Annotated in this window: 22 protein-coding genes and 1 pseudogene; 16 read left to right on the top strand and 7 right to left on the bottom strand. The window is 49.6% G+C overall.

Annotated elements, in window-relative coordinates:
• Nucleotides 1–265 precede the first annotated feature (265 nt).
• Together VSR74_RS16395 and VSR74_RS16390 are read left to right on the top strand one after the other, a co-directional pair.
• Nucleotides 266–1,474: a tyrosine-type recombinase/integrase gene (locus tag VSR74_RS16395; RefSeq protein ID WP_347795704.1), complete on the top strand. Its 1,209-nt coding sequence runs from the start codon at nt 266–268 to the stop codon at nt 1,472–1,474.
• Between the two features lie 118 nt (nt 1,475–1,592).
• Nucleotides 1,593–2,745: pseudogene (locus VSR74_RS16390) on the top strand (IS3 family transposase).
• Nucleotides 2,746–3,132: 387 nt separating this feature from the next.
• On the opposite strand, the gene VSR74_RS16385 reads toward VSR74_RS16390, so the two are convergent.
• The 5 genes from VSR74_RS16385 to VSR74_RS16370 all read right to left on the bottom strand — a co-directional run bounded on the left by VSR74_RS16385 (nt 3,133) and on the right by VSR74_RS16370 (nt 8,673).
• Nucleotides 3,133–4,386, bottom strand: a complete 1,254-nt coding sequence (locus VSR74_RS16385) for a DUF2254 domain-containing protein (RefSeq protein WP_347795703.1) — start codon at nt 4,384–4,386, stop codon at nt 3,133–3,135.
• A gap of 51 nt (nt 4,387–4,437) precedes the next feature.
• Nucleotides 4,438–6,444 (bottom strand): BCCT family transporter, encoded by a 2,007-nt coding sequence (locus tag VSR74_RS16380; protein ID WP_347795702.1) that lies wholly within the window; start codon nt 6,442–6,444, stop codon nt 4,438–4,440.
• Nucleotides 6,445–6,670: 226 nt separating this feature from the next.
• Complete coding sequence (locus VSR74_RS23335; protein ID WP_459349927.1) at nt 6,671–7,033, bottom strand: putative zinc ribbon protein; 363 nt, start codon at nt 7,031–7,033, stop codon at nt 6,671–6,673.
• 345 nt (nt 7,034–7,378) lie between these two features.
• On the bottom strand, nt 7,379–7,960 hold the full coding sequence (locus VSR74_RS16375) for an inovirus Gp2 family protein (RefSeq protein WP_347795952.1): 582 nt from the start codon (nt 7,958–7,960) through the stop codon (nt 7,379–7,381).
• A gap of 503 nt (nt 7,961–8,463) precedes the next feature.
• Nucleotides 8,464–8,673 (bottom strand): helix-turn-helix transcriptional regulator, encoded by a 210-nt coding sequence (locus VSR74_RS16370; protein ID WP_347795701.1) that lies wholly within the window; start codon nt 8,671–8,673, stop codon nt 8,464–8,466.
• Nucleotides 8,674–9,234: 561 nt separating this feature from the next.
• Between VSR74_RS16370 and VSR74_RS16365 the strand changes: the two genes are divergently transcribed.
• The 11 genes from VSR74_RS16365 (at nt 9,235) to cfa (ending at nt 19,761) form a co-directional block, all read left to right on the top strand.
• Entirely contained in the window at nt 9,235–10,137 is a 903-nt protein-coding gene (locus VSR74_RS16365; RefSeq protein WP_347795700.1) for a hypothetical protein, read from the top strand.
• 381 nt (nt 10,138–10,518) lie between these two features.
• A complete protein-coding gene (locus VSR74_RS16360; RefSeq protein WP_347795699.1) occupies nt 10,519–10,911 on the top strand; it encodes a hypothetical protein in 393 nt (130 codons plus the stop codon).
• 84 nt (nt 10,912–10,995) lie between these two features.
• On the top strand, nt 10,996–11,550 hold the full coding sequence (locus VSR74_RS16355) for a hypothetical protein (protein ID WP_347795698.1): 555 nt from the start codon (nt 10,996–10,998) through the stop codon (nt 11,548–11,550).
• A gap of 197 nt (nt 11,551–11,747) precedes the next feature.
• Nucleotides 11,748–12,446, top strand: coding sequence for a hypothetical protein (locus VSR74_RS16350; RefSeq protein ID WP_347795697.1), 699 nt, complete (start codon nt 11,748–11,750; stop codon nt 12,444–12,446).
• Nucleotides 12,430–13,098 (top strand): hypothetical protein, encoded by a 669-nt coding sequence (locus VSR74_RS16345; RefSeq protein WP_347795696.1) that lies wholly within the window; start codon nt 12,430–12,432, stop codon nt 13,096–13,098. The genes VSR74_RS16350 and VSR74_RS16345 overlap by 17 nt, the downstream gene beginning before the upstream one ends.
• 87 nt (nt 13,099–13,185) lie before the next feature.
• On the top strand, nt 13,186–14,004 hold the full coding sequence (locus VSR74_RS16340; protein ID WP_347795695.1) for a DUF932 domain-containing protein: 819 nt from the start codon (nt 13,186–13,188) through the stop codon (nt 14,002–14,004).
• Nucleotides 14,005–14,075: 71 nt separating this feature from the next.
• On the top strand, nt 14,076–14,549 hold the full coding sequence (radC, locus tag VSR74_RS16335) for a RadC family protein (RefSeq protein ID WP_347795694.1): 474 nt from the start codon (nt 14,076–14,078) through the stop codon (nt 14,547–14,549).
• A 291-nt stretch (nt 14,550–14,840) separates the two neighbouring features.
• Nucleotides 14,841–15,278: a putative periplasmic lipoprotein gene (locus VSR74_RS16330; protein ID WP_347795693.1), complete on the top strand. Its 438-nt coding sequence runs from the start codon at nt 14,841–14,843 to the stop codon at nt 15,276–15,278.
• A 318-nt stretch (nt 15,279–15,596) separates the two neighbouring features.
• Complete coding sequence (locus VSR74_RS16325; RefSeq protein WP_347795692.1) at nt 15,597–16,793, top strand: porin family protein; 1,197 nt, start codon at nt 15,597–15,599, stop codon at nt 16,791–16,793.
• A gap of 323 nt (nt 16,794–17,116) precedes the next feature.
• Nucleotides 17,117–18,433 carry an OprD family outer membrane porin gene (locus VSR74_RS16320; protein ID WP_347795691.1) on the top strand — a complete coding sequence of 439 codons (1,317 nt, stop codon included), beginning with the start codon at nt 17,117–17,119 and terminating at the stop codon, nt 18,431–18,433.
• A 185-nt stretch (nt 18,434–18,618) separates the two neighbouring features.
• Entirely contained in the window at nt 18,619–19,761 is a 1,143-nt protein-coding gene (gene cfa, locus VSR74_RS16315) for a cyclopropane fatty acyl phospholipid synthase (protein WP_347795690.1), read from the top strand.
• Between the two features lie 210 nt (nt 19,762–19,971).
• Here cfa and VSR74_RS16310 read toward each other — a convergent pair whose 3' ends face one another.
• Both VSR74_RS16310 and VSR74_RS16305 read right to left on the bottom strand, forming a co-directional pair.
• Nucleotides 19,972–21,072: an alkene reductase gene (locus VSR74_RS16310; RefSeq protein ID WP_347795689.1), complete on the bottom strand. Its 1,101-nt coding sequence runs from the start codon at nt 21,070–21,072 to the stop codon at nt 19,972–19,974.
• Nucleotides 21,073–21,141: 69 nt separating this feature from the next.
• Nucleotides 21,142–21,354, bottom strand: a complete 213-nt coding sequence (locus VSR74_RS16305; RefSeq protein ID WP_347795688.1) for a YdgH/BhsA/McbA family protein — start codon at nt 21,352–21,354, stop codon at nt 21,142–21,144.
• Nucleotides 21,355–21,837: 483 nt separating this feature from the next.
• On the opposite strand from VSR74_RS16305, the gene VSR74_RS16300 reads away from it, so the two are divergent.
• The 3 genes from VSR74_RS16300 (at nt 21,838) to VSR74_RS16290 (ending at nt 26,768) form a co-directional block, all read left to right on the top strand.
• Nucleotides 21,838–22,407: a TetR/AcrR family transcriptional regulator gene (locus tag VSR74_RS16300; protein ID WP_347795687.1), complete on the top strand. Its 570-nt coding sequence runs from the start codon at nt 21,838–21,840 to the stop codon at nt 22,405–22,407.
• A gap of 135 nt (nt 22,408–22,542) precedes the next feature.
• Complete coding sequence (locus VSR74_RS16295; RefSeq protein ID WP_347795686.1) at nt 22,543–23,664, top strand: efflux RND transporter periplasmic adaptor subunit; 1,122 nt, start codon at nt 22,543–22,545, stop codon at nt 23,662–23,664.
• On the top strand, nt 23,664–26,768 hold the full coding sequence (locus VSR74_RS16290) for an efflux RND transporter permease subunit (protein WP_347795685.1): 3,105 nt from the start codon (nt 23,664–23,666) through the stop codon (nt 26,766–26,768). Before VSR74_RS16295 ends, VSR74_RS16290 begins: the two co-directional genes overlap by 1 nt.
• The last annotated feature ends 3 nt before the right edge of the window (nt 26,769–26,771 follow it).

Here is a 26,771-nt window from a genome sequence, read left to right as displayed (position 1 = left end):
CAACTAAACCCCTTCTAACCCCTTATATATCAGGCTTTCCTTGTATCCTGAGGTCAATCGACTTCAACCTGCATCATGCAGTTTTTGGGGGTGTATTAGGGGGTGTTAGTTTCCTGTCAAAAGTTCAGCACCCCCATAACGTTAAAAATGTGATGTATAACAATAGGTTTCATCAATATCTTTGTTATACAAGGGGTGGGGTATCAGATAGGTTACTGGCGTAAGTTCCCCAGGAGAATGAATTCATCAAAAACTGGAGGACGTGATGGCATTGACCGACGTGAAAGTCAAAACAGCAAAACCAAAAGAAAAGCCTTATAAATTAGCTGATGGCAGCGGTATGTATCTGCTGATTAATACTAATGGCTCAAAGTACTGGCGTATGAAGTATCGTTTTGCTGGTAAAGAAAAGATGCTTTCCATTGGTGTCTACCCTGATATCTCACTGGCTGACGCACGTGAAAAACGTAGTGAAGCCAGGAAAATCCTAGCTGCTGGGGGCGATCCAGGCGAAGTGAAGAAAGAAGAGAAAATCGCCCAGAAAATGAGTCTGAAAAGCACTTTTGAGGCTGTTGCACGAGAATGGCATCAGTCGAAAGCCGACCGCTGGTCACTTCGTTATCGCGATGAAATCATCGATACCTTCGAGAAAGATATCTTCCCCTATATCGGCAAGCGCCCTATTGCTGAAATCAAACCAATGGAATTACTGGAAGCACTCCGTCGCATGGAAAAGCGAGGGGCATTAGAGAAAATGCGCAAGGTTCGTCAACGCTGTGGTGAGGTGTTTCGCTACGCAATAGTCACAGGCAGGGCCGAATATAACCCAGCGCCGGATCTTGCCACTGCCCTCGCAACTCCAAAGAAAACTCATTTTCCTTTCCTCTCTGCAGAGGAGTTACCTCACTTCCTCAAAGACCTCTCAGGCTATACCGGTAGTGTCATCACGAAAACAGCAACACAGATCATCATGTTGACGGGCGTGCGAACTCAGGAGCTACGTTTTGCTCGATGGGAAGATATTGATTTTGAAAAACGACTCTGGGAAATACCTGCCGAGGTGATGAAAATGAAGCGACCCCATATTGTTCCGATGTCGGACCAGGTAGTGGCCCTGTTTGAATCGCTTAAACCAATTACCGGGCAGTATCCATTAGTGTTTATCGGGCGTAATGATCGAACTAAACCGATCTCAAAGGAAAGTGTGAATCAGGTGATAGAGCTACTGGGATATAAAGGAAGGCTTACCGGGCACGGATTCCGCCACACGATGAGTACCATTTTGCATGAGCAGGGATTTAACTCGGCGTGGATTGAAACACAGCTTGCTCATGTAGATAAGAACGCAATTCGTGGTACTTACAACCATGCGCAGTATATGGAAGGGCGGAGGGAGATGATGCAGTGGTACGGGGATTTTATTGATGAACTTAGGATGAAAGAGACTGTCGTGAATAGGTGTGCTGCGGGATAAATATAATAAAATATTAGCCTGAATCGCCACGGGTTTAACAGACACCTCAGAGTCATTTATGGACTGACCCCACCCCGGTAGACGATCCTGCCCTATAGTTTGAGCATAGGAGGAGCGTATGGGCACACCACGATTTACACCTGAATTTAAGGAAGAGGCCGTCCGTCAGATAACGGAACGCGGTTATTCCGTTGCCGAAGTATCTGACCGTCTGGGCGTTTCTGCACACAGCCTTTACAAGTGGCTACGGGCTATCAAACCGGATAACAGCGAACAGCATGCCCGGGATTTACTGGAGGCCAAAAGCGAGATCCTGAAACTACGGGCGCAGCTAAAACGTACCGAAGAAGAACGGGATATCCTGAAAAAGGCCGCGCGGTACTTTGCAAGGGAGCCCGACTGAAGTACCGCTTTATCAATGAGCACCGCACTGTATGGGGTGTGATGACGATGTGTCGGGTACTGAATGTCGCCCGGGCCGGGTTCTACGCGTGGCTGCATAACCCGGTCTCGGCGCGTGATAAAGACAACCAGCGTCTGCTGACGCTTATCCGTGACTCATATTCACTGAGCGGCGGCGTATACGGTTACCGGCGGGTTCATGGCGACCTGAACGAAATCGGGGAAACCTGCGGTAAAAACCGGGTGGGCCGTATTATGCAACTGAACCGGATTAAAGCCGTGCGCGGCTATAAAGCGCCGCGTCGTATCGCCGGCAGACCGTCAGTGGTTGCCCCTAACCGCATGCAGCGACAGTTTACTGTTGTCCGGGCCAATCAGGTCTGGGTCACCGACATTACTTATATCCGTACCTGGCAGGGCTGGCTGTATCTGGCCGTGGTGGTTGACCTGTTCTCCCGAAAAGTATCGGCTGGTCAATGCAACCCCGCATGACAAAAGAGATTGTCCTGAACGCATTACTTATGGCGGTGTGGAGGCGTAATCCTCAAAAGCAGGTACTGGTTCACTCTGATCAGGGCAGTCAGTACACGAGCCATGAGTGGCAGTCATTCCTGAAATCACACGGTCTGGAAGGCAGCATGAGTCGTCGCGGTAACTGCCATGACAACGCGGTTGCGGAAAGCTTTTTCCAGCTACTGAAACGCGAACGGATTAAGAAAAGGATCTACGGAACGAGAGACGAAGCCAGAAGCGATATTTTTGATTATATCGAAATGTTTTATAACAGTAAGCGTCGGCATGGTTCGAGCGAGCAGATGCCACCGGCTGAATATGAAAACCTATATTATCAACGGCTCAGAAGTGTCTAGATTATCCGTAGCGATTCAGCCATCTGGATTTTTAGATGGCTAATATTTGATGCATTTATTTTTTTGTCTTCAAAGTGATTTACTTTGTATTCTGCTCTTTGATTCGAATTCAAGTGATCAATGCAACGACAGCTTTGTGCCAGGAACGGACTGCCCGCTCCGTATCAATAGAAGACATGGTTAATACCAGTAAATATTAACCAAAGAGCAACAGAACAAGGGGCATAGCTGCTCAAAAGCTGCTTTTCAGTGAGATTTGAGGGGGGCGGTTAGTATGTCTGCGCGATCCGCTATCAGCTTATTGATGTGGTGACAGACAGAGGTCATGATGACGCTTTGGCGAAGCCATTTAACCGACGGCTACCTATGACCCGTGTGGATAAATGTTCAGCTAAATAGCGCATGATAAAGCCTGCTAATCTGCGCTTTTTCAGAGCCTGTTAAGTTTACTATTTTCTGACGTTCGATGATTGCAGCAGCCTGCTGACGAGCTGCGTCTCTGTATATGTCAGGCCAGCCATCGCTTAGCATTGCGAGCGATTTAAGGTTACGGATAAGGACTTCCGGAGTTGATGCACCATCCCGAGAAACAGGTAAGAAATAATCCTCCATGAGATGATGGACCTGGAGTGGAGCTACATGGATAGCGGAATAAAGAATCTGACTGGTCTGAGGTAAATTGCGGGCATATTCACTCAGTACTCTTACTACCCGACTGGTCACATCAATGGCTGTGCCGGGATCATTAACTGCCGGTGATAAAGCCCTGCAGGCTATTTCAGCCAGCACACTCAGGCAAAAACGGGGATCCTGAGTGAATGAGCGCACGTCAGATATAGTCAAAGTGGCCAATATTTTTTCAGCCATTGCCGGAGGTATTTGTTCCGTTAGATACATCACCGCCCTTGAGGGATGCACATAACTCCCCGGTTGAGCCAGAAGATAAACTTGTATCGTTGAATTTTCTAACAATGACGCCAGCCTGCCTATATCAATGTGCCCCACATAGCCTATCTGTTCTGAAAACAAAGCAAAGGTACCCTGAGGCTGAATATGATTTTCAATCCAGGGGAAACCGCCGAGACAGGGCGACTGTGCGCGCTGGACAAAAGCTTCGATGGCGATCTGTTCCACTCGGGCTGTCGTCTCACCTACGCGTCCCAGAGAAGTCAGGTGTTGGATCCACCTCAAAAGCGTAATAAGAATAAGGGCAATAACCACGAGCGTAACAACAAATAGGATCACCCGGCCTCGTTCACCATAGGCTCCCATATTGAGTGCGATAATACCCACCAGGCTGAACAAAAATGAACCAATAAAGGTAGCCAGCACATTTTGCGTGGTAGCGTCGGCAATAACCAGGCGAGTTGCCCGTGGGCTGACATTGGTGGTCGCGGAGCTATAAGCCCCAACCATAATATTAAGTGAGAAGGTGGTGACCGCCAGCATACTGGATGCCAGGATATTCAGTATGTTGTCAACCGCTTCGGCGCCAATTCTCACTGAAACTGAAACGGGAATAAAAGATTTAAACAGGATGGAAACAAGCGCAGTTGCTATGGCGGCAATGGCAAAAAGAGTCGCACGAAACCATAATTTCTGTACAACTTTTTTGAGCACCCACTGCCATTTTGAAAGCATTACCATATCCTCGTTGGCGCAGACTGCCTGTCCGGGCAGTCTGCTTACTGATTATCGGACTAAGTAAAGATAGTGCAGATGTTTCTCATACTGATCGAGCATGTCGTGTATTAACTGCTCCTGGTTCCAGCTCATGACATCATAATTCTGTCCACCTTCTTTCAGGTATACTTCAGCCCGATAGTATTTATGGTGCTCCTGGTTCTGGTCGTCATTGTCCAGGCCATCCAGAGCAAACGCTGGCGTGTTATACCCTCTCAGGCGAACTTCATAGATAAAGTTCAGCTCGTTACCAAGGTCAACTTCCAGACGGATACGGTCATCCTCGTGGTTACTGATATGGCTGGTTGTGCCTTGTTTTCTAAGCTCTTCTTCTACCTGACTCATCGCCGGATAAATTACTTCATCCATGTAACGTTTGACCAGAGAGCGTTTGGGCAGGTAGGCGATATTACGTAAGCGGCGTTGCCAGGGAATTGGGTTACGGGCAGCTGTTGGCGCAATAGTTGCCAGATTCTGACTTTCTTTTTTTGTTAAATCTCGCTTTAAGGCCTTTAAAAGCCCGTATATTGAGATTAACAGCACAATTGAAAATGGAAGTGCACTTGCAATTGTCATAGTCTGAAGCGCACTTAATCCCCCAGCTACTAGTAGTGAAATCGCGACAACCCCCATCATGGACGCCCAGAAGATACGCTGCCAGACAGGGGAATTACTGGCGCCACCAGCAGCCAGTGTATCAACCACCAAGGCACCAGAATCTGCAGATGTTACAAAGAAAATCACCACCATGGCCATTGCTACAAAAGACAGCACTGTTGAAAACGGAAAATGTTCGAGGAAGTTAAACAATGCCAGAGCAACATCGCTCTGCACCGTAGTAGCCAGGTCACGAGCACCATCCATTGCAATGAGATGGATAGCGCTGTTACCAAATACGGTCATCCACAGCAGTGTAAAACCGGCCGGAACAAACAGAACACCAGTCACAAACTGACGGATAGTACGCCCCCGTGAAACGCGGGCAATAAACATCCCGACAAATGGCGACCAGGACAGCCACCACCCCCAGTAGAGTAAAGTCCAGCCACCCAGCCAGCTGCTGGAATGCCCGGATGTCGGCTCGTAGGCATAAAGGTTAAAGGTTTTACTGACAAGTTCGGAGAGATATCCGCCGGTATTTTCTACGAAGGATTTCAGTAACAGCACTGTCGGCCCCAGTAATAAAACCAGAATCAATAGTAAAACCGCCAGGCCAAGATTCAGCTCAGAAAGAATACGAATGCCTTTATCCAGGCCGGATACCACGGAGATAGTCGCCAGGGCGGTAATCACTACAATCAGTATGACCTGCACTGTTTCATTAACTGGCACACCAAACAGATGGTTGAGCCCGGCGTTGACCTGCAATACGCCGTATCCCAGAGACGTCGCGACACCAAAGACCGTGCCGATAACAGCAAAAATATCTACCGCATGCCCTATGGGGCCGTAAATCCGCTTGCCGATAATGGGAAACAGTGCAGAACGCAGGGTCAGAGGTAGCCCATGGCGGTAACTAAAGAACGCGAGAATCAGTGCCACAATGGCATAAATAGCCCAGGCATGAAGCCCCCAGTGGAAGAACGTTAGCCTGAGAGCCTGTTTAGCGGCTTCAACGGTTTCAGGTGTGCCAACCGGTGGAGAGAGATAGTGCATTACTGGTTCAGCAACACCAAAGAACATAAGGCCTATCCCCATGCCAGCGGAAAACAGCATGGCGAACCATGAGTGGTAGCTAAAATCTGGCTCAGCGTGGTCTGGCCCCAGCTTGATATCACCGTAGCGGGACAGACCCAGGAAAGTCACACTCAACAAGATGAGCGCAACAGCCAGAACGTAGAACCAACTGGCATTCGTGAATATCTGATTCTGCAACAGGCTCAAATGACGGTCAGCAGCCTCAGGAAACACGGCAGCAAATACCACAATAAGCACGATGAACAGGGCGGAGGTGTAAAACACTGGTTTGTTCAGATGACTGGGGATGGGCTTTTTTTCAGGTGTGGAATCATTCATAGGCGTCGGCTCCCTGCAGTTAATGTGTAAATCCTGACTATATATTGTAACAAAGATGTGGTTATTATGGGGAGTACAAAAAATTACTTTTTAAGCAATCTGTTATAGGATACTGAAGACGATGTTAACCAGACATTGTGGACTGCCCCACTGGGGACAATCCTGTCCTGTTGACTGAATTTCACTTGTGCGGAATTCTCACAACAAACAGTTTTAACTGTGATTGTTATCCCTTTTCCTCAAGCGTGTAAGTCCATTCCCTACATTGTGGGCATTGCTTAGTTCCGTAGTACTGGTGGCCGCACCAGACACAATGCCATTTTCTTTGTGTTGTTTTTATCCGCAGTATTCTTGGGCCTAATGGTGGTATGGGGGTTACAGGTTGTTGTACAGCCTTTACTGGCCTCGTTATCGTCCTCCCAGTGCCCAGAGTACGCGCAGGAGCTGGCGTTCGGATGGTGTAATGACAACTTCGTGTTTTAGTGATTTCCTGTAGATTGTGATGGGAATGAACAAATACCTCCTCTCCGAATTTATTCTTGGTAACAACCACGTTTGCATGACAGCTGTCGCACTTCAATTGCCCCATGTAATCAACAGTAAGCTCTGTAACCGCTACCCATTCACCATCGTCGGTAATCGCGTGTTCGATTGGTCTAAATACTTGCATTCCAATATCTCCATTTTAGCTGGTAGTGCAGCGGGTGGCAGCACTGCCAGAGGCGTCATGAGATAGCTGGAATATGTATCAATTAACAAAAACTTATGAGATGCACTTGTAGTACCTACCGTATACGATGAATCAAGGTTATCAGCAGGATATGTGGCGGGTATTGTGACCTATCAGCTGCGTCTTATGTTATTGACAGTTGCTGCTTAAAACTATCATCGTTAAGCAATACAGGGAGAAAGCAGCCCCCTGTATTGTCCTGATTTATTTGATGCTTCCCCCAAATGAGCGCTCTTCCTTGCTGTATGCCTTAGTACGCTCTTTCGCGAAGTAGCCCAGATGGCTCAGCAGCTCCCGACGTTGTTGTTCAAAGCGGTCCTGCCGAAGACGCTCCAGGTAGTGTGGCGTATTGGTAAAAGACACCAGCGTTCTGTACTCCGGCATATCAAGCAGGCCTAACGCACTCAGCCATGCTTCGCTGATGTAGCTCCCCAGGTTATTGTCCCGTCTAGAGTAATCCCCTAACGTATTAAAGGTATCTTTGTTAACGAATACCGCTACATGATAGTGAGATTTACCGCTTTCCCCTACTTCCCGTACCCAGACGTATCTCAGGCCTGTGGGATATACCTGATAGCCTTCCCGCTGGCGTCGTTCCTGATGGGCGTCGATACGGGCCCTTAGCGCACCTGTGAAGCGTTCCATTAGCCCTGCTCTAAGGTTTGGATTACAGGCAATGCTGTCTCCAGTATCGCGGTATTCAGGCAGTCTGAGAACGAATGTAAAGACGGACGTTCTTGCATGCGCTTCTATGGCCTTATCGCTAATTTCAGTAATACGGGTCATATAGTACGAGTTAAGTGGGCCAAATTTACTGCTGGTCATTAGTGTTACTCCTGTTGGTATATTTCAGACGTGCGAAAGCCCTGCCAGAGCGAATGGCAGTGAGGGATGCACGAATGAGATTTAGGGTGCTAAATGGGTAAAAGGACGAGAAGCTGCTAGGTAGACATCAGTTGGCTCTGATGTGATATATGACGGTTCTCTTTCTTTTTAGTGTGTTAATTCTGAGGGTTCTGGTTACTGTGGGCTAAAGCTATTTACTTCTGACTATTGCTTTTTGCTTTATATAACTATGGTATCTCTTACAGATATGTATTTATTATTTTAATACACCTGTTAACTAGTTCTGATTAATATTGCTATTAACATAACTTATATATTTAATATATATACTGCAGGATGGTTCGTAGTTATTATCTGCCGACGCCTTGCAGGTTGCGGGAAAGAATATTCTCGGTGCCTGATAGTAACTCCAGGGTTATCAGTTAAGAAAATAATGAAAAGATTTACTTTCGGGAGGACTGGATGCGCTCCTGGAACCACTCCAGTACTTCCCGCTCAATCCACTTCGAGCTACGTCCAAACTTTATCGGCGGTGGAAACGCACCATCCTGGATGAGTTTATAAAACCACTTATCTGTCATTCCGGTAATGTGGCAAATGGTTTTCATATCGATGAAACGGTCAGTGCTCAGGTCGAAGGTAATCTCTGACATAACGTTGTCTCCTTGAGTTGGTTAAGGAGAGTGCTGAGTGGTGTTCGTTTATCTGTAGAGGGATATCTGAACTGCCGGGTTTGGTTCAGCACTCGTCATGTCATAGGGATGAAAAGTTAGAAAATACTAGGGAAACGAGATTATCGGTTATGACGTAATGATTTTTCCTGCTTATCCCTGCCTAGCCATAAAAACAGGATGCTTATATTCTTATTGATTTGCTAATAGATATTTTCAGGTACAGTGGTGGATGGTAATTCTCCGTTGATATAAACCGTCCTTTGCTAAGATAGGTGATTTCTTTTTTTTGAATCGTCCTGAAGATAAAAGAATTCCGGAATTGCATTCAGTTAAAATATCAACACTCCTCAGCTAATACTGAAACTATCACAGACTGATAGTATTTGCTTTGTAGCTTCAGGATGGATGTTTTCAGCTATAGCGGTGTTTCTAGGCACTTTTAACTGCTTAGATACCTCTAAAATCCTGCTTTAAATCATTACAATTACACAAAAAATGGCTCATAATCACTACATAAATACATCATTAAGTGGTGATGAGATGCTAAAAGATTGTAGTAAAAGTGAACTTATTTATTATTATTCTCATATGTATAATAAGTATAAAGATATGGTACATAAACCTGAGTTACTCATGCCTCTAGCTCCCGATTCAGATATGAGGGAGTATGAGGAAGATCTAAACAGACATATTAGTCATTTCTTTCATGGTAATAGAAAAGCAATAAATAAATTCATAAAAGAAATGACTCTAAGTTACAAAAATACCAGTTCTTCTCTCGAAGTCATTTTTGACTGGCTTAAAAATGACGAAAGAGCATGCTTCTGGTTCTGGAATGCAATCATTCATGGAGATATATACTCCAGTAAAGGTTCATGGAATGAGTACAGGAATAAAAATGGAATTAATTATCCAGCTTACCATCAGCAAAGATTAGAGGCAGTAAAACACTATGTTTCATATATAGGACATGGACTGTCTGATCCTGAAATTTACGATATTATCTCGCGCTGTAAGGATAAATATTTAGATAGCATTCAGCATTCACTTCTTCCGCGGTGGATTAGTAAAGATGATGCAGAGTCCTGTCAATGGGTATGGGAGCAGATTATTAATTGGATAAATAAAAACAAACCGAACATTAATGAATATATTACGACACCTTATCCAATAGTCGAGGAGCAGTACCTTGCAGTATGTGCTTTTTTTGATTATCCATTGTTAGATCCTATTGCCACAAGAATGTTATCTCAGGATATAAGCAAGATCAGAAGTCAGAAGAAATTCAGGGAGAAAATGAAGGATAAGAAGCCTCTTAACATTCATCTTGACCCCAAGATAAAGGATGACTTGGTTTACCTGGCAGGTTACTACGATATGAAGATCCATGCTGTAATTGATATGCTGATAAGAAAAGAAATCAGAGCTTTGAAAGAAAAATAGAAAGTTAACTTTTTCATCTCTTCGTATTGACCAATATTCCATAAAATTTCACTCCTGTATTATCGAACTGATACAGGGGTTTTCTTTATCTTATTGATCTGCAAGGCCGATCGGTATTGTGTTTTTGATAGTTTCAGTCTATTGATATGCGATTAATGATCATTTAAACCTATAGATAAAACAGATCGATTATCGATTTTCGATCGGAAAAATCAATTTTACCCCCTCATTTACCCTGCTTACTCTTATCCCTGCATTCTCCATGGAATGGTGGGATGGGGCGTTCTGTCCATTCTTTGTCATCTGGTATTCCTCTAACCCGACCATTCCCCGGTATCTGCTTTGTAGTCCCGACCTTGTTCTCTCTATAAGGAGATGTATGTGAAACGACAATTACTGGCTGCATCTGGTCTTGCGGCGTTGTTACTCAGTCCGCTGGTTGTGGCTGATGACATCCCGGAAAACCTCGCCACAAAAGATGGTGTCAGGCCTTTTGCTGGCTGCAGCGAATATATGAACTGTGAAGTACTGGCTGAGGAAGGGCGTTATCAGGTGATTCAGACGCAGGCCGGGCGGGACTGTGAATCTGGCGGTATCTGGGCTGCGAACCTGAAATCCGGCAGGACAGTGTTGATGCCGGATATCACTAACTGTGATTTTGACAGTACGAAAAATGCTGTTGTGATTTATCCAAAAAATGGCTTTGCCACCATCTACCAGGGGGAGAACAACGCCACTCCGGAGCTTTCAACCGTGGAGCTGCCAGATGAGTAATTCCTGCTTCTTTCCTTTATATACCTGGTTCAGTGAATACCACTGATGCCAGAAAAAGACATAAGCCATAAAAGAGACCACGTAATGAACTACTCCTTTGATAAAAACGATGCGAATGCCTGGCTGTTAGCTCTGCTTCCACTACTTCTTATGCTTCTTGGGTTTGTGAGTGAGGACAACACTCTGTCCGTGATAGGGCTCGGTGCTTCATTTGGTGCTGTATTTGGTGACCGGAAAATATTGCTGAAACAGGAAAAACCAGCGCCCTCTCTCTGGTGGTTTCTTATTTCACCGGTGTATCTGTGGAAACGCGATGCCTGGCAGCAAAAACCAAAGCGTCTGTTTCAGACCTGGATTGTTGCCACGATATTGATGCTGGCAGGCACTTGGCTGCAGGTGTCCCATGACACCTCTTCGGCACTGGCAGAATCAGCTTGCCCGACCGTAACGGAAGTCATGAAGGAAAATCATCAACGCGCCACCTGCATAAAGATAGACGACATGCAGGAAGAGGTTTCAGGCCGATTTTACAGTGCCCGTGCGCTGATGAGCACAGGTAAAAAGATGCCGGTGACCATCGAAGTCAGGGATGACGGAACTTTTTACGTGACTATCCCTGATATGAATGATGCGTACTAAATGGAGGATATATGTGTAATAGAATATCAAATCAACAAGTTAAATATATAACCCCACTTGTTGTTCTTCTCTCAATGGGGATGGTTCTTGCACGTAGTACCACTACTACCTCAAAACTCTGGGCGCAGGAATCGTTTCCTTGAGTGCTATGAAACTTTTTCAGCATTTTTCTTAAATATTACTGTAGGGAGCTAAATATGAAAAAATTCATTAAAATAATACTGGCAACAGGAGTTTTAGTGTTTGCAAATAACGTATTATCTGCACCAAGGCCATGTCCTTTGAATGGGGTATCACAGGATCGAGCTGTGCAAACTATCCAGAAAAAATTAAATATTAATGTAGTCAAAGGTGTGATTGTACCAACTGAGTATGAGTGTGTCTTTATTGCATCAATAACAGATAACAATAGCACTCATTATTATAGAGTGATCATGGCTGATGAGGTTAAATTTACCCCTTCCAGTAAATCTGACTGGGAAGCTGCTTATAATGGCTGGCAAAGAGGAGAAGCAGCAACCAAGCCTTCGCCTGAGCCAATTGGACCAGGATCTGAAGATAATATAATGGCTCCAGAAGATCGTGCCTGGCAAGCGAAACAAAAAGAAATGTCCCGCACCGGAGATATTGCAGGCTTAATGGGGATTACTGATCCTAAACAAAAAGCAAAAATAAATAAAGATCCCTTTAGTAAAGATGTTCGTGATATGGTTCAAAATATTTGCAAAGATATTAATCGGCAACAGATGTCTCTTGGCAATACAAGGAATCTCTGTACGATGGCCTTCCCTGTCAGGGTGCTTGGTAATAATAATTATATTGCTCAGATGCAAGTTGGTGGAAATATAGTCAGAGTTCGCTTCGATATGAGTGGGAATTATGAAGAAATCCACTGATGACCTCGAGGGTAATAAATCCGATACATCCAGAATAAATGTTCGGTTTAAATCTCCATTTAACCGAAAAAGTGAAAAGCCGACGCTGGTTGATATCCCTGAGCACTCCACAACAGAAGTAAGCCAGGAGGAAGTCATTGTCGCTGAATCCAGATCGACCGGGATGGTCGATAAGATTAAACAGCTGGCACACAGACGGAAGAGTACTGACCCGGCTTCGGAAAGCATAGCTGTGGCAGATAATGAATTTCCACCTGACAGTGATGCTATTGTGGAAACAGAGTCTGTTCCATCACACTTTAGCGAGGCTGTCTCCCGCTACCGGCCCGCCATTGAGCGTGTAGTGCTTAATGGATTAATTGATGTCGCAGAAAGTAAATTACGCGATGAGATTTTCCTGATGTCTCTGTTTAACCGGGCCTGTGACATCATTCTGGCTCCACTACCTGGTGCGGTCAGGCTCGTTATACCAAGAGAGATGTTGCTGAAATGGCTGATGCAGAACCGCGAGCCACTGTTACTGATGCTGCATGAGTACAAAGCCGCTCAGTCAGGGGAAGTACAACAGGATGCTCAGTCCATACCACAACCGGCAACTGAACCACCAGTATGTCTGCCTCCACCAGACACATCTCCGCCACAGAGTAAGTAATCAATCACACCACTCATAGCAACAGGCCACGTTTCCTCCGGGAAGCGTGGCCTGTTTGCTTTTATGCAATTTATTAAGGAGTTAGCAATGAAATTAGCCAGCCGTTTTGGTCGGGTGAACCTGATCCGCCGTGACCGCCCGTTAACCCACGAAGAACTGATGCTGCACACACCCAGCGTGTTTGGTGAAGATAAACATGCATCCCGCAGTGAACGATATGCATATATTCCCACCATCACCCTGCTGGAGAAGCTCCAGCGTGAAGGTTTTCAGCCGTTCTTTGCCTGCCAGACCCGTGTCCGTGACGAAAGTAAGCGTGAATATACAAAACATATGCTGCGTCTGCGCCGTGAGGGGCAGATCGCCGCTAAACAGGTCCCGGAAATCATTCTCCTCAACTCTCACGATGGTTCCAGCTCTTATCAGATGTTGCCGGGGTTATTTCGTGCCGTCTGCCAGAACGGGCTGGTCTGTGGGGAGAGTTTCGGTGAGGTGCGGGTGCCGCACAAAGGTGATGTCGTGGAGAAAGTGATTGAAGGCGCTTACGAAGTCCTGGGGATATTTGACCGGGTGGAAGAAAAGCGCGATGCCATGCAGTCACTCATGTTACCCCCACCAGCACAGCAGGCTCTGGCGAAAGCAGCGCTCACATATCGCTTTGGTGAAGAACATCAGCCAGTAACAGAATCTCAGCTACTGGCCCCCCGTCGCTGGCAGGATGAGTCCGGCGACCTCTGGACAACCTATCAGCGTATTCAGGAGAACCTGATTAAAGGTGGCCTGTACGGGCGCAACGCAAAAGGCGGACGCACTCATACGCGTGCAGTAAAGAGTATCGATAATGACGTGAAGCTCAACCGGGCGCTGTGGGTGATGGCTGAAAATATGCTGCAGCTTGCATCGTGAACCACATACTCGTCTCTGTTTATAGCCCTGTAGCCCATTGTTACGGGGCTTTTTTCTTTTAAGGAGCCACCATGTCTGAATTGATTTTATCATCGGTCTTTCCGGTGAATGAGCAACGTATCATCCGCCGTGCGATGCGATTGCTGGAGAAATACCAGCACCAGCCATCAGAACAGTTCCTTTCTGCAAGTTGCACGAAAAGCTGGCTACAGCTGTATCTGGCGCGACAGGAGCGCGAGGTCTTCGTTGTGCTCTATCTCGATAACCAGCATCGCCTGCTGGAGCATGAAACTTTATTCCTGGGCACGATTAGCCATACCGAAATCCATCCTCGCGAAATTGTAAAATCTGCACTCCGCCACAACGCAGCTGCGGTGATCATCGCCCATAACCACCCGTCAGGGATTACGGATGCCAGCGAGGCGGATAAAAGGATTACGTCGCGGATCGTGAATGCGCTGGACCTGATAGAGGTTCGGGTGCTGGATCATTTCATTATTGGTAACGGTGAGGTTTTGTCATTTGCTGAACAGGGCTGGTTGTAGACACCTTTCAAAGACAGTATGAAAATGCTACCTTCATGAGTAAGCATCATGGCTTGATAAGAAAGAACATTTTTGCACCGTTACCCACCAAGCAAAACCATTTGGGGGTGCTTATGGGGGTTACTCATTTATCAAACAGAAGTTACACATTTAAAATCAATGATTTAATCATCAAATACGACTCCTGTGATCTCCGCCAAAATAGCCGTTCCCGAACGCCTGCGCATTGTGCTCCCTTAAGTTCCCCTCCCCGCGTGCCGCTTTATACCGCTATACGAGAGGGAGCGTCCGATGAAAAAGTTACTTACCGTGCTGTTACTGCCATTTTTTCTTACCGGCTGCGCGACAATTTTTGGCAGCGGCGAGGAGACGGTTTACATCAACAGCACTCCCGATAACGCTTTTTTCGCCATTGTCGATAACAACGGGCAGGTAGTGGCATCAGGTGTCACACCGCAGGCCGTGGTGCTGAAAAAAGCGGATGGCAGTTATTTTGGCAAGCGCAGCTATACCCTGACGCTAAAGCAACCCGGCTACTATGCTGAAAGAATGCCGCTCACCTACCGTTTTAGCTATTGGTACACCTTCGGCAACCTGATCCTGCTCGGCGTACCGGGCTGGTTTATTGTCGACCCCTTCAACGGCGGGATGTACACCTTCAAAGAGGATCGCATTCAGCCCATCCTGCGCCACTGTCCACGCGGGCCGTTTAATTACATGTGTTCCTGATATATCGCCAGCCATTACGGCTGGCTTTTTGTTTCATATTTGAGAATATTTTTGCTTTCACCTCGCAAATATCAATAGTTTTCCCGTCGTTTAATAATATTGCGTTATGGCTCAAAGTTTATGTCTTGACGCCTTCTCTTTTGCATGCGACTTTCCATATATCAAATAATAAACAGAGTTTCATATTTGAGACAAAAAGAAAAATAGCGCCTCATTAAAAATATTTGTTTCACCCCTGAAACAAAACCGGTAAATAACGTCGATTTTTATCGCCGATGGTGGGTTATTACTTATTGGTAGAGGAATCAAAGGTGAGCTATGCGTAAACAATTTCTCGCGCTGTTGTTAAGCGCATGCACTGCCGCGCCAGCACTGGCCGAGGGCGGTAAGCCATTCCCACATATAGGCTGGCGCAGTGCGGATAACAGCGCCGGACTGGATATCGGCGGCGCATTACGGGCCAATTATCGCTATGAAGACTGGAAAGGCAGCAATTATCGCGATCCACCGCATTTGCGTTTTGATACATTCCGCATCGACAGCAGTGGTTTTTATAATAATTATTTCTTTGATGCCGGATTCTGGTTTCAGGATCATCACAAGTATGCAATTGACCGCGCCTATGTAGGCTATCATTTAGATGAAAATAATAGTGTTCAGCTCGGTATTCCCGGAAAACCGTTTGGCCTTGAGCCTTACCCACAATTTGGCTGGTCATACGGTATTCCGTTTTATTTAGGTTTTGGCGTTAATGCCGGTAGCGGAATTAATTACCAGTATCACGATAATAACTGGTCGCTGGATGTGGCGTACTTCCCGTGGATGGAGCCGGAGAACCTGCGTTATGCACCAGATGTCGGTGATTACGATCGTTTGAAAAACACGATTTACCCCAGCCAGCATCAGCAGCGCAATGAGAAACGCGATCAGGTGAACGTGCGGCTGGCCAGAGAGTTCAGGGGCGGCGGCTGGAACAATGAACTGGGCGGCTCGCTGGCGCTGGCGCGTCTGCATAACCGGGAAACCGATGACGATGGTACTTTCTGGGCAGCCGGCCTTCACGGGACGCTGCACAACGGGCCGTGGCAGCTCTCCTCGCAGGTGATTCGTTATCAGTACGATCCTAAAAATCCACCGGGCGTCAGCGACGATACTATTTTGATGGGCGGCAACGGCCTGACGCCGGCCTATCTTATCCCGGCGAAAGCGACCACTGCTTCGCTCAACGTCGCCCGCGACGTGGACGTGAAATGGGGCGGCGTGTCGAAACTGCGCTTCTATAATGATTACAGCGTGTTGTGGAAAGACAAAAGCGACTGGAGCGATTCCCAAATGAACACCGTCGGGGTGCAGGTCTTTGCCCTTCCGGTGATGTTCTGGGTCGATTTCAGTTGGGCGAAAAACGTCAATCCCTGGGGGGGAGCGCTCAATTCGACGGGGTGGACAAGCACGCAGTCAGAAGGCAGCGGCAAATGGTATTTCCGTACCAACGTAAATATCGGCTACTATTTTTGATGATCGATTCCCGCGCCAAAGGCGCGGGGAAAGAGTGAAAAATAGTCGAACAGTGCGGTTTAGACCGCGCGGTAAAATAAGCACTATATTTCATTCACCCACTCAATATGTAGTGCCATCCACCAGTTTTAAATCATTAGCATCATGATTAATTCAATATTAATCATTAATTCAGAATCTATCTCCACAGAATAAAAGCAAACGTTTGCGTTTAGCACTGGATCACCCCCCTTTCGATGATGATAATCGCAGCCCTGTGCGAAACCGCCCGCGTGCGCTCGCACACTTTTTTCCTTTTTTATCTCTTTTTACAGGGTATTTGCATGAAGATGTGTCGGGCAGCAGGTGCAGTAAAACCATCACGATTAGCCGGTGGTCTCACCGCCCTGGCCGCGCTTGCGGCACTGGCGCTCCCTGCCAGCGCGGAAGCGGCTCTCTCTTTTAAGTCCGACAGCGAATGTTTCGACGCTGATGGCAACGTCAGCAGCCTGGGCGACGTATTCAGTTGCGGTAAAGTGAGCGGTAGCGTTCGTTCCCTCTACTACACCACCCATAACGCCTATTTCGCCAAAGGCTTTAACCAGGACACCATCAGCTATGGCGGTTTCCTGAAGTATGAAACCGCGCCGATGTATGGCCTGAACGTCGGCGTCAGCGGGCTGTTCCTGCGTGGGATCAACCATCCGCCGGAAGAGCGCGTGATAAGCGACATCGGCGATAATCAAACCAATATTGGCGAAGCGTACCTCAACTGGCGCTATGGTGATTTCCGCATCACCGGCGGGAATCAGCGTCTGGATCTGCCGTTTGTTGGCGACTACGACTGGCGTATCACCCCTATCCTTTATCAGGCGCTGGATATGCAATATGGCAGCGGCGACGATTTCCTGCGCGCAACCAAAATCTGGCGTTATAAAGGCTGGGGCAGCGATCAGGTGAAACGCACCACCGCGTATACCGAAGTCACTGAAGAGACCGATGGTATGTGGGCCGTTGGCGCGGGTCGCCACATGATGTGGGATGATAAAAAGCTGACCGGGCAGATGTGGTACGAAAGCTACGCGGATTTCTCCAACATCTTCTACACCGAAGGGCATCTGCAATGGCAGCAGGCGTTATTCACACCGGATGTGGCGCTGCAATATATTCGCGGTACCAGCGAGGGCAAAGCACTGGCGGGCGAAGTGGATAACCGTTCTTACGGTGCGCAACTGTCACTCAACCTGACGCCGGCACTCTCCTGGGCTGCGGGTTATGATCACATTGCCTCCAGCGGTAACAGCTACGGCTACGGTTCGCTGGTAACGCCATATGCTCATAACAGCTCATCCGGCCCCTACTTCGCACAACCGTACTTCACCAGTACGCAGGATCTGGGCAGCGGCGATGCGTATGCCACTAACCTGAACTGGAACGCCAACGAGAACCTGACGCTGGGCGCGCGCTATTCGTGGATGGATCTGACGCCGACGGTCAACAGCGGTAGCCTGCGTCAGTCAGAGTACCTGGTGTACTTTATCTGGAACTTCCAGGGCGCGCTGAAAGGCCTGAGCCTGAGCGATTTCGTTGGCGTGCAGACGTCGCCGTTGTACGAGAAAGACTTCTGGCAGAACCGTTTGACGCTACAGTACGACTTCTGAATCCCGCTTCTCCCCCCTCTCCCTGTGGGAGAGGGCTGGGGTGGGGGCATCAGCGTGTTCCCTCCCCTATTCTATTTCTGCATCTCTTCCATTGATGAGATTCACTTTACGAATATTCATCATAGGTATAACCTGCCCTTAGCACATTTGTATGACAAATAGATTCTCGCTCAGGCGCAATAAATATGAACAAAAAACTCATCATGCCGGACGGCGGCAATCAGTGGTATCGCATCTGCCGTGATTTACTGCAACGCGCAGATATTGAAATCAATGGCAAACGGCCCTTCGACATTCAGGTCAAAAACAAACAGTTCTACAAGCGCGTTCTTCAGCAAGGTTCTCTTGGCCTGGGAGAGAGCTATATGGATGGCTGGTGGGAGTGTGAACAGCTCGACGAGTTCATCTCCCGCCTGCTGAAAATCGATATTGAATCGCAGATTAAGCATAACCTGAAAGATTTGATGCACGTGGTGAGCGCTAAGATCATCAACCTGCAATCGAAAAAGCGCGCGTGGATTGTCGGGAAAGAACATTACGACCTCGGCAACGACCTTTTCACCCTGATGCTCGACCCCTACATGCAATACTCCTGCGGCTACTGGCGGGAAGCCAGCAACCTTATTGAAGCACAGCAGGACAAGCTCGAACTTATCTGCCGCAAACTCAAACTGGAAAAAGGGATGACGCTGCTGGATATCGGCTGCGGCTGGGGCGGCCTGGCGGCGTATGCCGCAGAAACCTACGGAGTGAAGGTGACGGGCGTCACCATCTCCGCCGAACAGCAAAAGCTCGCCCAGCAGCGCTGCGAAGGGCTGGATGTGGAGATCCTGTTGCAGGATTATCGCGACCTCGACAGCAAATTCGACCGCATCGTCTCGGTCGGAATGTTTGAGCACGTCGGGCCGAAAAACTACAAAACGTACTTTACCGTTGCCAATAAGAATCTGGCAGAAGATGGCATTTTCCTGCTGCACACCATCGGTTCCAATCAAAGCGATCTGAACGTCGACCCGTGGATCGATAAGTACATCTTCCCCAACGGGTGTCTGCCGTCGGTTTCACAACTCTCATCGGCCTGCGAACCCTTCTTTGTGATTGAAGACCTGCACAATTTTGGCTCTGACTACGATAAAACCCTGATGGCCTGGGAGCAGCGATTCCAGGATGCCTGGGGCCAGTTGGAAAATGCCTATTCACCGCGTTTTAAACGGATGTTCACCTACTATCTGAAAGCCTGCGCCGGTGCTTTCAGAGCCAGAAATATTCAGCTCTGGCAGGTGGTTCTGACGCACGGAGTACCGGGTGGGATTAACGTCCCACGGTAATATGGGGCGCCTCTGCCCCTACACGATGTGAGCAAGGAAAAGAAACATGGAAAACGAAGCAGTATTAAAACAACAAAAACACGAAGCCCATATGTTGGCGTTTTGCTGGGCGGTTGCCGTGGTTGGCTTTGTCTTTATTCTCAGCCTGGCGGTTAAGTTCTGGTAATGAGTATTGCCGGGCGCACGCCTTGCGTGACCCGGCAACCGGCGTTATTTCGCCCGTGGATAGTCGATGTATCCCGCTTTACCCCCTCCGAAGAACTGCTCTTTCACCGGCTGGTTCAGGGGTAAATCGTTCTGCAAACGATATGGAAGATCCGGATTAGCGATAAACGGACGACCAAAGCCAATCAGATCCGCCCACCCCTTACTCAGCGCCTCTTCCGCGCGCGCTTTGTTGTATTTACCGGAGTAAATCAACGTACCGCGGAAAATCAAACGCAGCGCTTCTTTAAACGCAGCGGGCATCACTGGCGCATCTTCCCAGTCCGCTTCTGCAATGTGAATGTACGCAATACCCAAAGCGTTCAGCACACTGGCCGCCGCCAGATACGTCGCTTCCGGCGTATCGTCACGCGAGCCCATCAGGGTGGTCAGCGGCGCCAGGCGAATACCGACGCGATCTTTACCAATGGCGTCAGAAACAGCAGTCACCACCTCTTTCATAAAGCGCAGGCGATTTTGAAGCGAGCCGCCGTATTCGTCGTCGCGCAGGTTGGCCTGAGAATCAATAAACTGATTGATCAAATACCCGTTCGCCCCGTGCAGTTCGATACCATCAAAACCCGCGGCGATGGCGTTGCGCGCGGCCTGAGCGTAGTCATTTACGATGCCGGGGATCTCTTCGAGAGTCAGCGCCCGCGGCATGGCGTGTTGCAGCATCTCACCGACGCCGCTTTCCGGGCCGCAGCCTTTCACATCGACAAACACTTTCACGCCTTCGGCCTGAATCGCAGAAGAGGAAACCGGTGCGGCATTGCCTGGTTGAAGCACGGTGTGCGAAACGCGCCCGACGTGCCACAACTGAGCAAAGATTTTCCCGCCCGCCTGATGAACGGCATCGGTGACTTTCTTCCAGCCAGCAATTTGTGATTCGGTATACATCCCGGGCGTCCAGGCGTAGCCCTGACCCTGCTGGCTGATCTGCGTGCCTTCGCTGATAATCAGCCCGGCACTGGCGCGTTGTGCGTAATATTCCGCCATCATATCGGTGGCGACATCGCCCGCCCCGGCGCGTGAGCGGGTCATCGGCGGCATCACAATACGATTTTTCAGCGCGACGGTATTCAGCGCGTAGTTTTCAAATAACATAATCATCTCCTGAAGAGGGTAGGAAACAGGCGGTTCTCATGTTTTTTGGAAAACCGTCTCGCCGCAGATTTATTTGTAGAGTTCAGCGCTCATGGTGACGCGGTTGCCCATGTGAGCGCTGGTGATTTTGTATTCAGAGGCGTTCATCTCTTTCGCTTTTTGCGCAATCGCCGCTTCGGCAGAATCGAGCGTGGAAGCGGTGGCCGTCACGCTCTGAGCAAAAGCGCCAAAAGCCATAACGGAGAGAAGAGAAGCAGCAGCAATCTGAGTGAGGGTTTTCATAATGGATATCCTGTGTTCGGCATAATGTTGCGTTCGGCAACTCGATGGCGACAAGAATACGGCGGGCAGGAGGCGGGATAAACGGTCATTCCGGCAATAGACTATTGCGTTTTTGTTCATAAACGCCAGATATTACCTTCTTGTTGTGCAAAAAATTGAGGAGTGAAAACAGATCATTCTTTGCTCTGTCGGCAACCAGAGGAAACGTTGTTAAAAACGAGGCAGGCGTTATTCGCGTCCCTCATCTTATTTATAGCCTTATCCGTAATAACTTTTTTAATTACATAACCCATTTTTTCTCCATTATTTTTATTCTCACCCTCGTTAATTTCACAGAATCTCCTTTTTCCCTCCATTATTTTCTGTATGAAACAGAAAGAAAAAAAACAGTGCCAAAAAAATACTTTCTATTGGTCATCATCGACGTATAATGAGAAAAAATGAGAACGATCGTTCTCACCGTTTCAAAACGCGGAGAAATGCATGACCAGCAAACTGGAAGCCAGACAGAAAGCACGACAAGACGACATCATTGCCGCCGCACGCCGCTGCTTTCGCAATAGTGGCTTCCACGCGGCCAGCATGTCGCAAATCGCCGCGGAAGCGAAACTCAGCGTTGGGCAAATCTACCGCTACTTCGCGAATAAAGACGCCATTATCGAAGAGATGATCCGCCGCATCATCGACTACCGCATCGCCGAGATGGAAGGCAAAACCCAGACAAACCTGATGCCACATCTGCTTGCCTGTCGCTTTACCCTGAGCGAGGATGACGATGCCTTAATGCTTGAGATGTCGGCGGAAGCCACGCGCAATCCACAGGTCGCCACCTGGCTGGCAGAGGCCGATGAGCGCATGTTCAATAACGCCTGCGCCCATCTGCAAAAAGATCACCCTCACCTCAGCCCGGAACGTGTGCGCTGCTGTGTGGAAGTGATCGCGGTGATGATGGAAGGCTCCATTTATCGTCGTTTGACACCGCAAAAAGTGTCCCCCGAAGCATTAGAAAAAATCTATCAGGAAATTATCAATATGCTTATCGCTGTTAAGTAATTTAATCCTGTAAACAACAGGGGGAGTCAATTCCCCCTTTTTGTCATTTCCGGGCAACCGGCGATGCGGATTCGTTTTCCCTTAAATCCTCGCAATCTATTTGCGGGGAGGACGTCATTCACCTTGAGAATAAAGATGAAATACATCACAACCACACTTGCCGCATTATTTCTCCTGAGCGGATGCGATAATGCGCAAACATCAGCGCCCCAACGTCCGGAGCAGGAAGTGGGGGTCGTAATATTAAAAAGCCAACCCGTCTCCGTCGTCAGCGAGCTGACCGGGCGCACCGCCGCCGCCCTGAGCGCGGAAGTGCGCCCACAGGTCACAGGCATTATTCAGAAACGGCTTTTTAATGAAGGCGATAATGTAAAAGCCGGGCAGGCGCTCTATCAGATCGAGCCGGACAGCTTCCGCGCGACCTATAACGAAGCCGCCGCCTCCCTGAAACAGGCGCAGGCGCTGGTCACCGCCGATTGCTCGAAAGCCCAGCGTTACGCGCAACTGGTGAAAGAGAACGGCGTTTCCCGTCAGGACGCAGACGACGCGGTATCAACCTGTGCGCAGGACAAAGCCAGCGTTGAGTCAAAAAAAGCGGCGCTTGAGAGCGCCCGCATCAATCTGAACTGGACCACCATCACCGCGCCAATTGCCGGGCGGATCGGTATTTCTTCCGTGACGCCAGGCGCGCTGGTCTCCGCCGAGCAAACCACCGCGCTGGCGACGATTCGCGGCCTCGATACCATGTACGTTGACCTCACCCGCTCAAGCGTTGACCTGCTACGCCTGCGCAAACAATCACTTGCCACCAACAGCGACACCATGAACGTGGCGCTGATTCTGGAAGATGGCTCAACCTACAGCGAGAAAGGCCGCCTGGCGCTCACCGAAGTGGCGGTGGATGAATCGACCGGTTCCGTCACCCTGCGCGCCGTGTTCCCGAACCCGAAACAGCAGCTTCTGCCGGGGATGTTTGTGCGCGCCAAAGTCGATGAAGGCATCATGAACGATGCGATCCTCGCGCCACAGCAGGGCGTCACGCGCGATGCGAAAGGCGTTGCCACTGCGCTGGTGGTCAGCGCGGATAACAAAGTTGAACAACGCGAGCTGGAAACCGGCGACACCTATGGCGATAAATGGCTGGTGTTAACGGGTCTGAAAGCGGGCGATAAACTGATTGTTGAAGGCTCGGCAAAAGTGGTTGCAGGCCAGCAGGTGAAACCCGTTGAAGTGCAGTCCACCGGAGGAAACGCCTGATGTTTGCCCGTTTCTTCGTGCGTCGCCCGGTCTTTGCCTGGGTTATCGCTATTCTGATCATGCTGGCCGGGATGCTGGCTATCAAAACGCTGCCGGTGGCGCAGTACCCGGACGTTGCGCCGCCGTCGATTAAAATCTCTGCCACCTATACCGGGGCATCGGCACAAACGCTGGAAAACAGCGTAACGCAGGTTATCGAACAGCAGCTTACCGGGCTCGATAATCTACTCTATTTCACTTCCACCAGCAGCTCTGACGGTTCGGTGAGCATTACCGTGACCTTCGAACAAGGTACCGACCCGGATACCGCGCAGGTGCAGGTTCAGAACAAAGTGCAGCAGGCCGAATCGCGCCTGCCGAGCGAAGTTCAGCAGGCCGGCGTGACGGTGGTGAAATCCCAGAGCAACTTCCTGCTCATTATGGGCGTGTACGATAAAACCGATAAAGCCAGCAGCTCGGATATCGCCGACTGGCTGGTGAGTAACATGCAGGACCCAATGGCCCGTCTCGACGGTGTCGGTAGCCTGCAAGTGTTCGGTGCGGAATACGCGATGCGCATCTGGATGGACCCGGCGAAACTGGCGTCCTACTCGCTGATGCCATCGGATGTGCAGACGGCGATTGAAGCGCAGAACGTGCAGGTCTCCGCCGGTAAAATCGGGGCGTTGCCATCGCCAGATACCCAACAGTTGACCGCCACCGTGCGCGCGCAGTCGCGTCTGCAAACGGTCGCTCAGTTCAAAGATATCATCGTCAAAAGCCAGTCTAATGGCGCGGTGGTGCGCATCGGCGACGTGGCGCGCGTGGAAATGGGCAGTGAAGATTACACCGCTATCGCCAAACTGAACGGTCACCCGGCAGCCGGGATGGCGGTGATGCTGGCGCCGGGCGCAAACGCCCTGAGCACCGCCACGCTGGTGAAGGACAAAATTAACGAATACAAACGTAATATGCCGCAGGGCTATGACGTCGCGTATCCGAAAGACAGCACCGAGTTCATTAAGATTTCCGTTGAAGACGTGGTGCAGACGCTGTTCGAGGCGATTATCCTCGTAGTCTGCGTGATGTATCTGTTCCTGCAAAACATCCGCGCAACGCTGATTCCGGCGCTGGCGGTGCCCGTTGTGCTGCTCGGTACCTTTGGCGTGCTGGCGCTGTTCGGTTACTCAATTAACACCTTAACGCTGTTTGCGATGGTGCTCGCTATCGGGCTTCTGGTAGATGACGCCATCGTGGTAGTCGAGAACGTCGAGCGTATTATGCGCGACGAAGGGCTGCCCGCCCGCGAAGCCACGGAAAAATCGATGGGAGAAATCTCCGGGGCGCTGATTGCGATCGCGCTGGTGCTCTCGGCGGTATTCCTGCCAATGGCCTTCTTCGGCGGCTCGACCGGGGTGATTTACCGTCAGTTCTCGGTCACCATTATTTCGGCGATGATGCTCTCAGTGGTGGTGGCGTTGACCTTAACGCCTGCGCTGTGCGGCTCGATTTTGCGCCACACGCCGCCACATAAAAAAGGCTTCTTCGGCGCGTTTAACCGCTTCTACGGCTCGACCGAACGCAAATACAAACACAAAGTGCTCAACACGCTGGGCCGCTCCGGGCTGGTGATGGTGGTGTATCTGGCGATCTGCGGCGGTATGGCACTGGCGATGTGGAAACTGCCCGGCAGCTTCCTGCCGACTGAGGACCAGGGCGAGATCATGGTGCAGTACACGCTGCCTGCGGGCGCGACCAACTCACGTACCGCCGAAGTGAGTAAGCAGGTCTCCGACTGGTTCCTCACGACAGAGAAAGATAACACCAACGTTATCTTTACCATTAATGGCTTCAGCTTCAGCGGCAGCGGGCAGAACGCCGGGATGGCCTTCGTCTCGTTGAAAAACTGGTCTGAACGTAAGGGCGCGGAAAATACCGCTCAGGCGATTGCCCTGCGCGCCATCAAAGAACTCGGTGCCATTCGTGATGCAACGCTGTTCGCCATGACGCCGCCTTCTGTCGATGGTCTCGGTCAGAGTAACGGCTTTACATTTGAACTGATGGCGAGCGGCGGCACCGACCGTGCGGAACTGCTGAAAATGCGCGATGAGCTGATCGGCAAAGCCAACCAGGATGCCACGCTTCACGCCGTTCGCGCCAACGATATGCCGCAAACGCCGCAGTTGCAGGTCGATATCGACAACAACAAAGCCGTGTCGCTGGGGCTATCGCTGAGCGATGTCACCTCGACGCTGTCAAGCGCCTGGGGCGGTACCTATGTGAATGACTTTATCGACCGTGGTCGCGTGAAAAAAGTGTATATCCAGGGCGATAGCAATTCCCGCTCGGCACCATCCGATCTCAGTAAATGGTTTGTGCGCGGCAGCGATGACAGCATGACGCCGTTCTCCGCCTTCGCCACCACTCGCTGGGAATATGGGCCGGAAAGTCTGGTGCGCTACAACGGCTCTGCCGCCTATGAAATTCAGGGTGAAAACGCCACCGGCTCCAGTTCTGGTACCGCGATGACCACCATGGAAACGCTCGCCAACAATCTGCCAGCCGGTTCTACCTGGGCGTGGAGTGGGCTGTCATTGCAGGAAAAACTGGCCAGCGGTCAGGCGCTAAGTTTGTACGCCATTTCCATTCTGGTGGTGTTCCTGTGCCTGGCGGCGCTGTATGAGAGCTGGTCGGTACCGATTTCGGTCATCATGGTTATCCCACTCGGCCTGCTGGGTGCGGCGCTGGCAGCGTGGATGCGCGGCTTAAGTAATGACGTTTACTTCCAGGTGGCGCTACTCACCACCATTGGTCTGTCATCGAAGAACGCCATTCTGATTGTGGAATTTGCCGAAGCCGCCGTAGCCGAAGGCTACTCGCTCTCTCGTGCGGCGCTGCGTGCGGCGCAGACGCGTTTACGCCCGATCATCATGACCTCGCTGGCATTTGTCGCCGGGGTAACGCCGCTGGCGATTGCTACAGGCGCAGGCGCGAACAGCCGCATCGCCATCGGTACCGGGATTATCGGCGGTACGCTGACGGCGACGCTGCTGGCGATTTTCTTCGTTCCATTATTCTTTGTGCTGGTGAAGAGCTTGTTCGCCGGTAAACGCCGTCAGGGGTAAGTT

Source organism: Pseudocitrobacter cyperus (genome assembly GCF_039889165.1).
Lineage (GTDB): Bacteria > Pseudomonadota > Gammaproteobacteria > Enterobacterales > Enterobacteriaceae > Pseudocitrobacter > Pseudocitrobacter cyperus.
The sequence above is the reverse complement of the archived record's forward strand: the minus strand, read 5'-3'. Positions and strand labels throughout refer to the sequence as shown.

Bases quoted from the DNA above. Each gene is read 5' to 3' on its own strand.
- VSR74_RS16320 (WP_347795691.1), top strand. From the start codon at position 17,117: ATGAAGATGTGTCGGGCAGCAGGTGCAGTAAAACCATCACGATTAGCC.
- VSR74_RS16345 (WP_347795696.1), top strand. From the start codon at position 12,430: ATGAAGAAATCCACTGATGACCTCGAGGGTAATAAATCCGATACATCC.
- cfa (WP_347795690.1), top strand. From the start codon at position 18,619: ATGAACAAAAAACTCATCATGCCGGACGGCGGCAATCAGTGGTATCGC.
- VSR74_RS16310 (WP_347795689.1), bottom strand. From the start codon at position 21,072: ATGTTATTTGAAAACTACGCGCTGAATACCGTCGCGCTGAAAAATCGT.
- VSR74_RS16290 (WP_347795685.1), top strand. From the start codon at position 23,664: ATGTTTGCCCGTTTCTTCGTGCGTCGCCCGGTCTTTGCCTGGGTTATC.
- VSR74_RS16330 (WP_347795693.1), top strand. From the start codon at position 14,841: ATGAAAAAGTTACTTACCGTGCTGTTACTGCCATTTTTTCTTACCGGC.
- radC (WP_347795694.1), top strand. From the start codon at position 14,076: ATGTCTGAATTGATTTTATCATCGGTCTTTCCGGTGAATGAGCAACGT.
- VSR74_RS16350 (WP_347795697.1), top strand. From the start codon at position 11,748: ATGAAAAAATTCATTAAAATAATACTGGCAACAGGAGTTTTAGTGTTT.
- VSR74_RS16300 (WP_347795687.1), top strand. From the start codon at position 21,838: ATGACCAGCAAACTGGAAGCCAGACAGAAAGCACGACAAGACGACATC.
- VSR74_RS16355 (WP_347795698.1), top strand. From the start codon at position 10,996: ATGAACTACTCCTTTGATAAAAACGATGCGAATGCCTGGCTGTTAGCT.
- VSR74_RS16340 (WP_347795695.1), top strand. From the start codon at position 13,186: ATGAAATTAGCCAGCCGTTTTGGTCGGGTGAACCTGATCCGCCGTGAC.
- VSR74_RS16305 (WP_347795688.1), bottom strand. From the start codon at position 21,354: ATGAAAACCCTCACTCAGATTGCTGCTGCTTCTCTTCTCTCCGTTATG.
- VSR74_RS23335 (WP_459349927.1), bottom strand. From the start codon at position 7,033: ATGGGGCAATTGAAGTGCGACAGCTGTCATGCAAACGTGGTTGTTACC.
- VSR74_RS16295 (WP_347795686.1), top strand. From the start codon at position 22,543: ATGAAATACATCACAACCACACTTGCCGCATTATTTCTCCTGAGCGGA.
- VSR74_RS16365 (WP_347795700.1), top strand. From the start codon at position 9,235: ATGCTAAAAGATTGTAGTAAAAGTGAACTTATTTATTATTATTCTCAT.
- VSR74_RS16385 (WP_347795703.1), bottom strand. From the start codon at position 4,386: ATGCTTTCAAAATGGCAGTGGGTGCTCAAAAAAGTTGTACAGAAATTA.
- VSR74_RS16325 (WP_347795692.1), top strand. From the start codon at position 15,597: ATGCGTAAACAATTTCTCGCGCTGTTGTTAAGCGCATGCACTGCCGCG.
- VSR74_RS16380 (WP_347795702.1), bottom strand. From the start codon at position 6,444: ATGAATGATTCCACACCTGAAAAAAAGCCCATCCCCAGTCATCTGAAC.
- VSR74_RS16375 (WP_347795952.1), bottom strand. From the start codon at position 7,960: ATGACCCGTATTACTGAAATTAGCGATAAGGCCATAGAAGCGCATGCA.
- VSR74_RS16370 (WP_347795701.1), bottom strand. From the start codon at position 8,673: ATGTCAGAGATTACCTTCGACCTGAGCACTGACCGTTTCATCGATATG.
- VSR74_RS16395 (WP_347795704.1), top strand. From the start codon at position 266: ATGGCATTGACCGACGTGAAAGTCAAAACAGCAAAACCAAAAGAAAAG.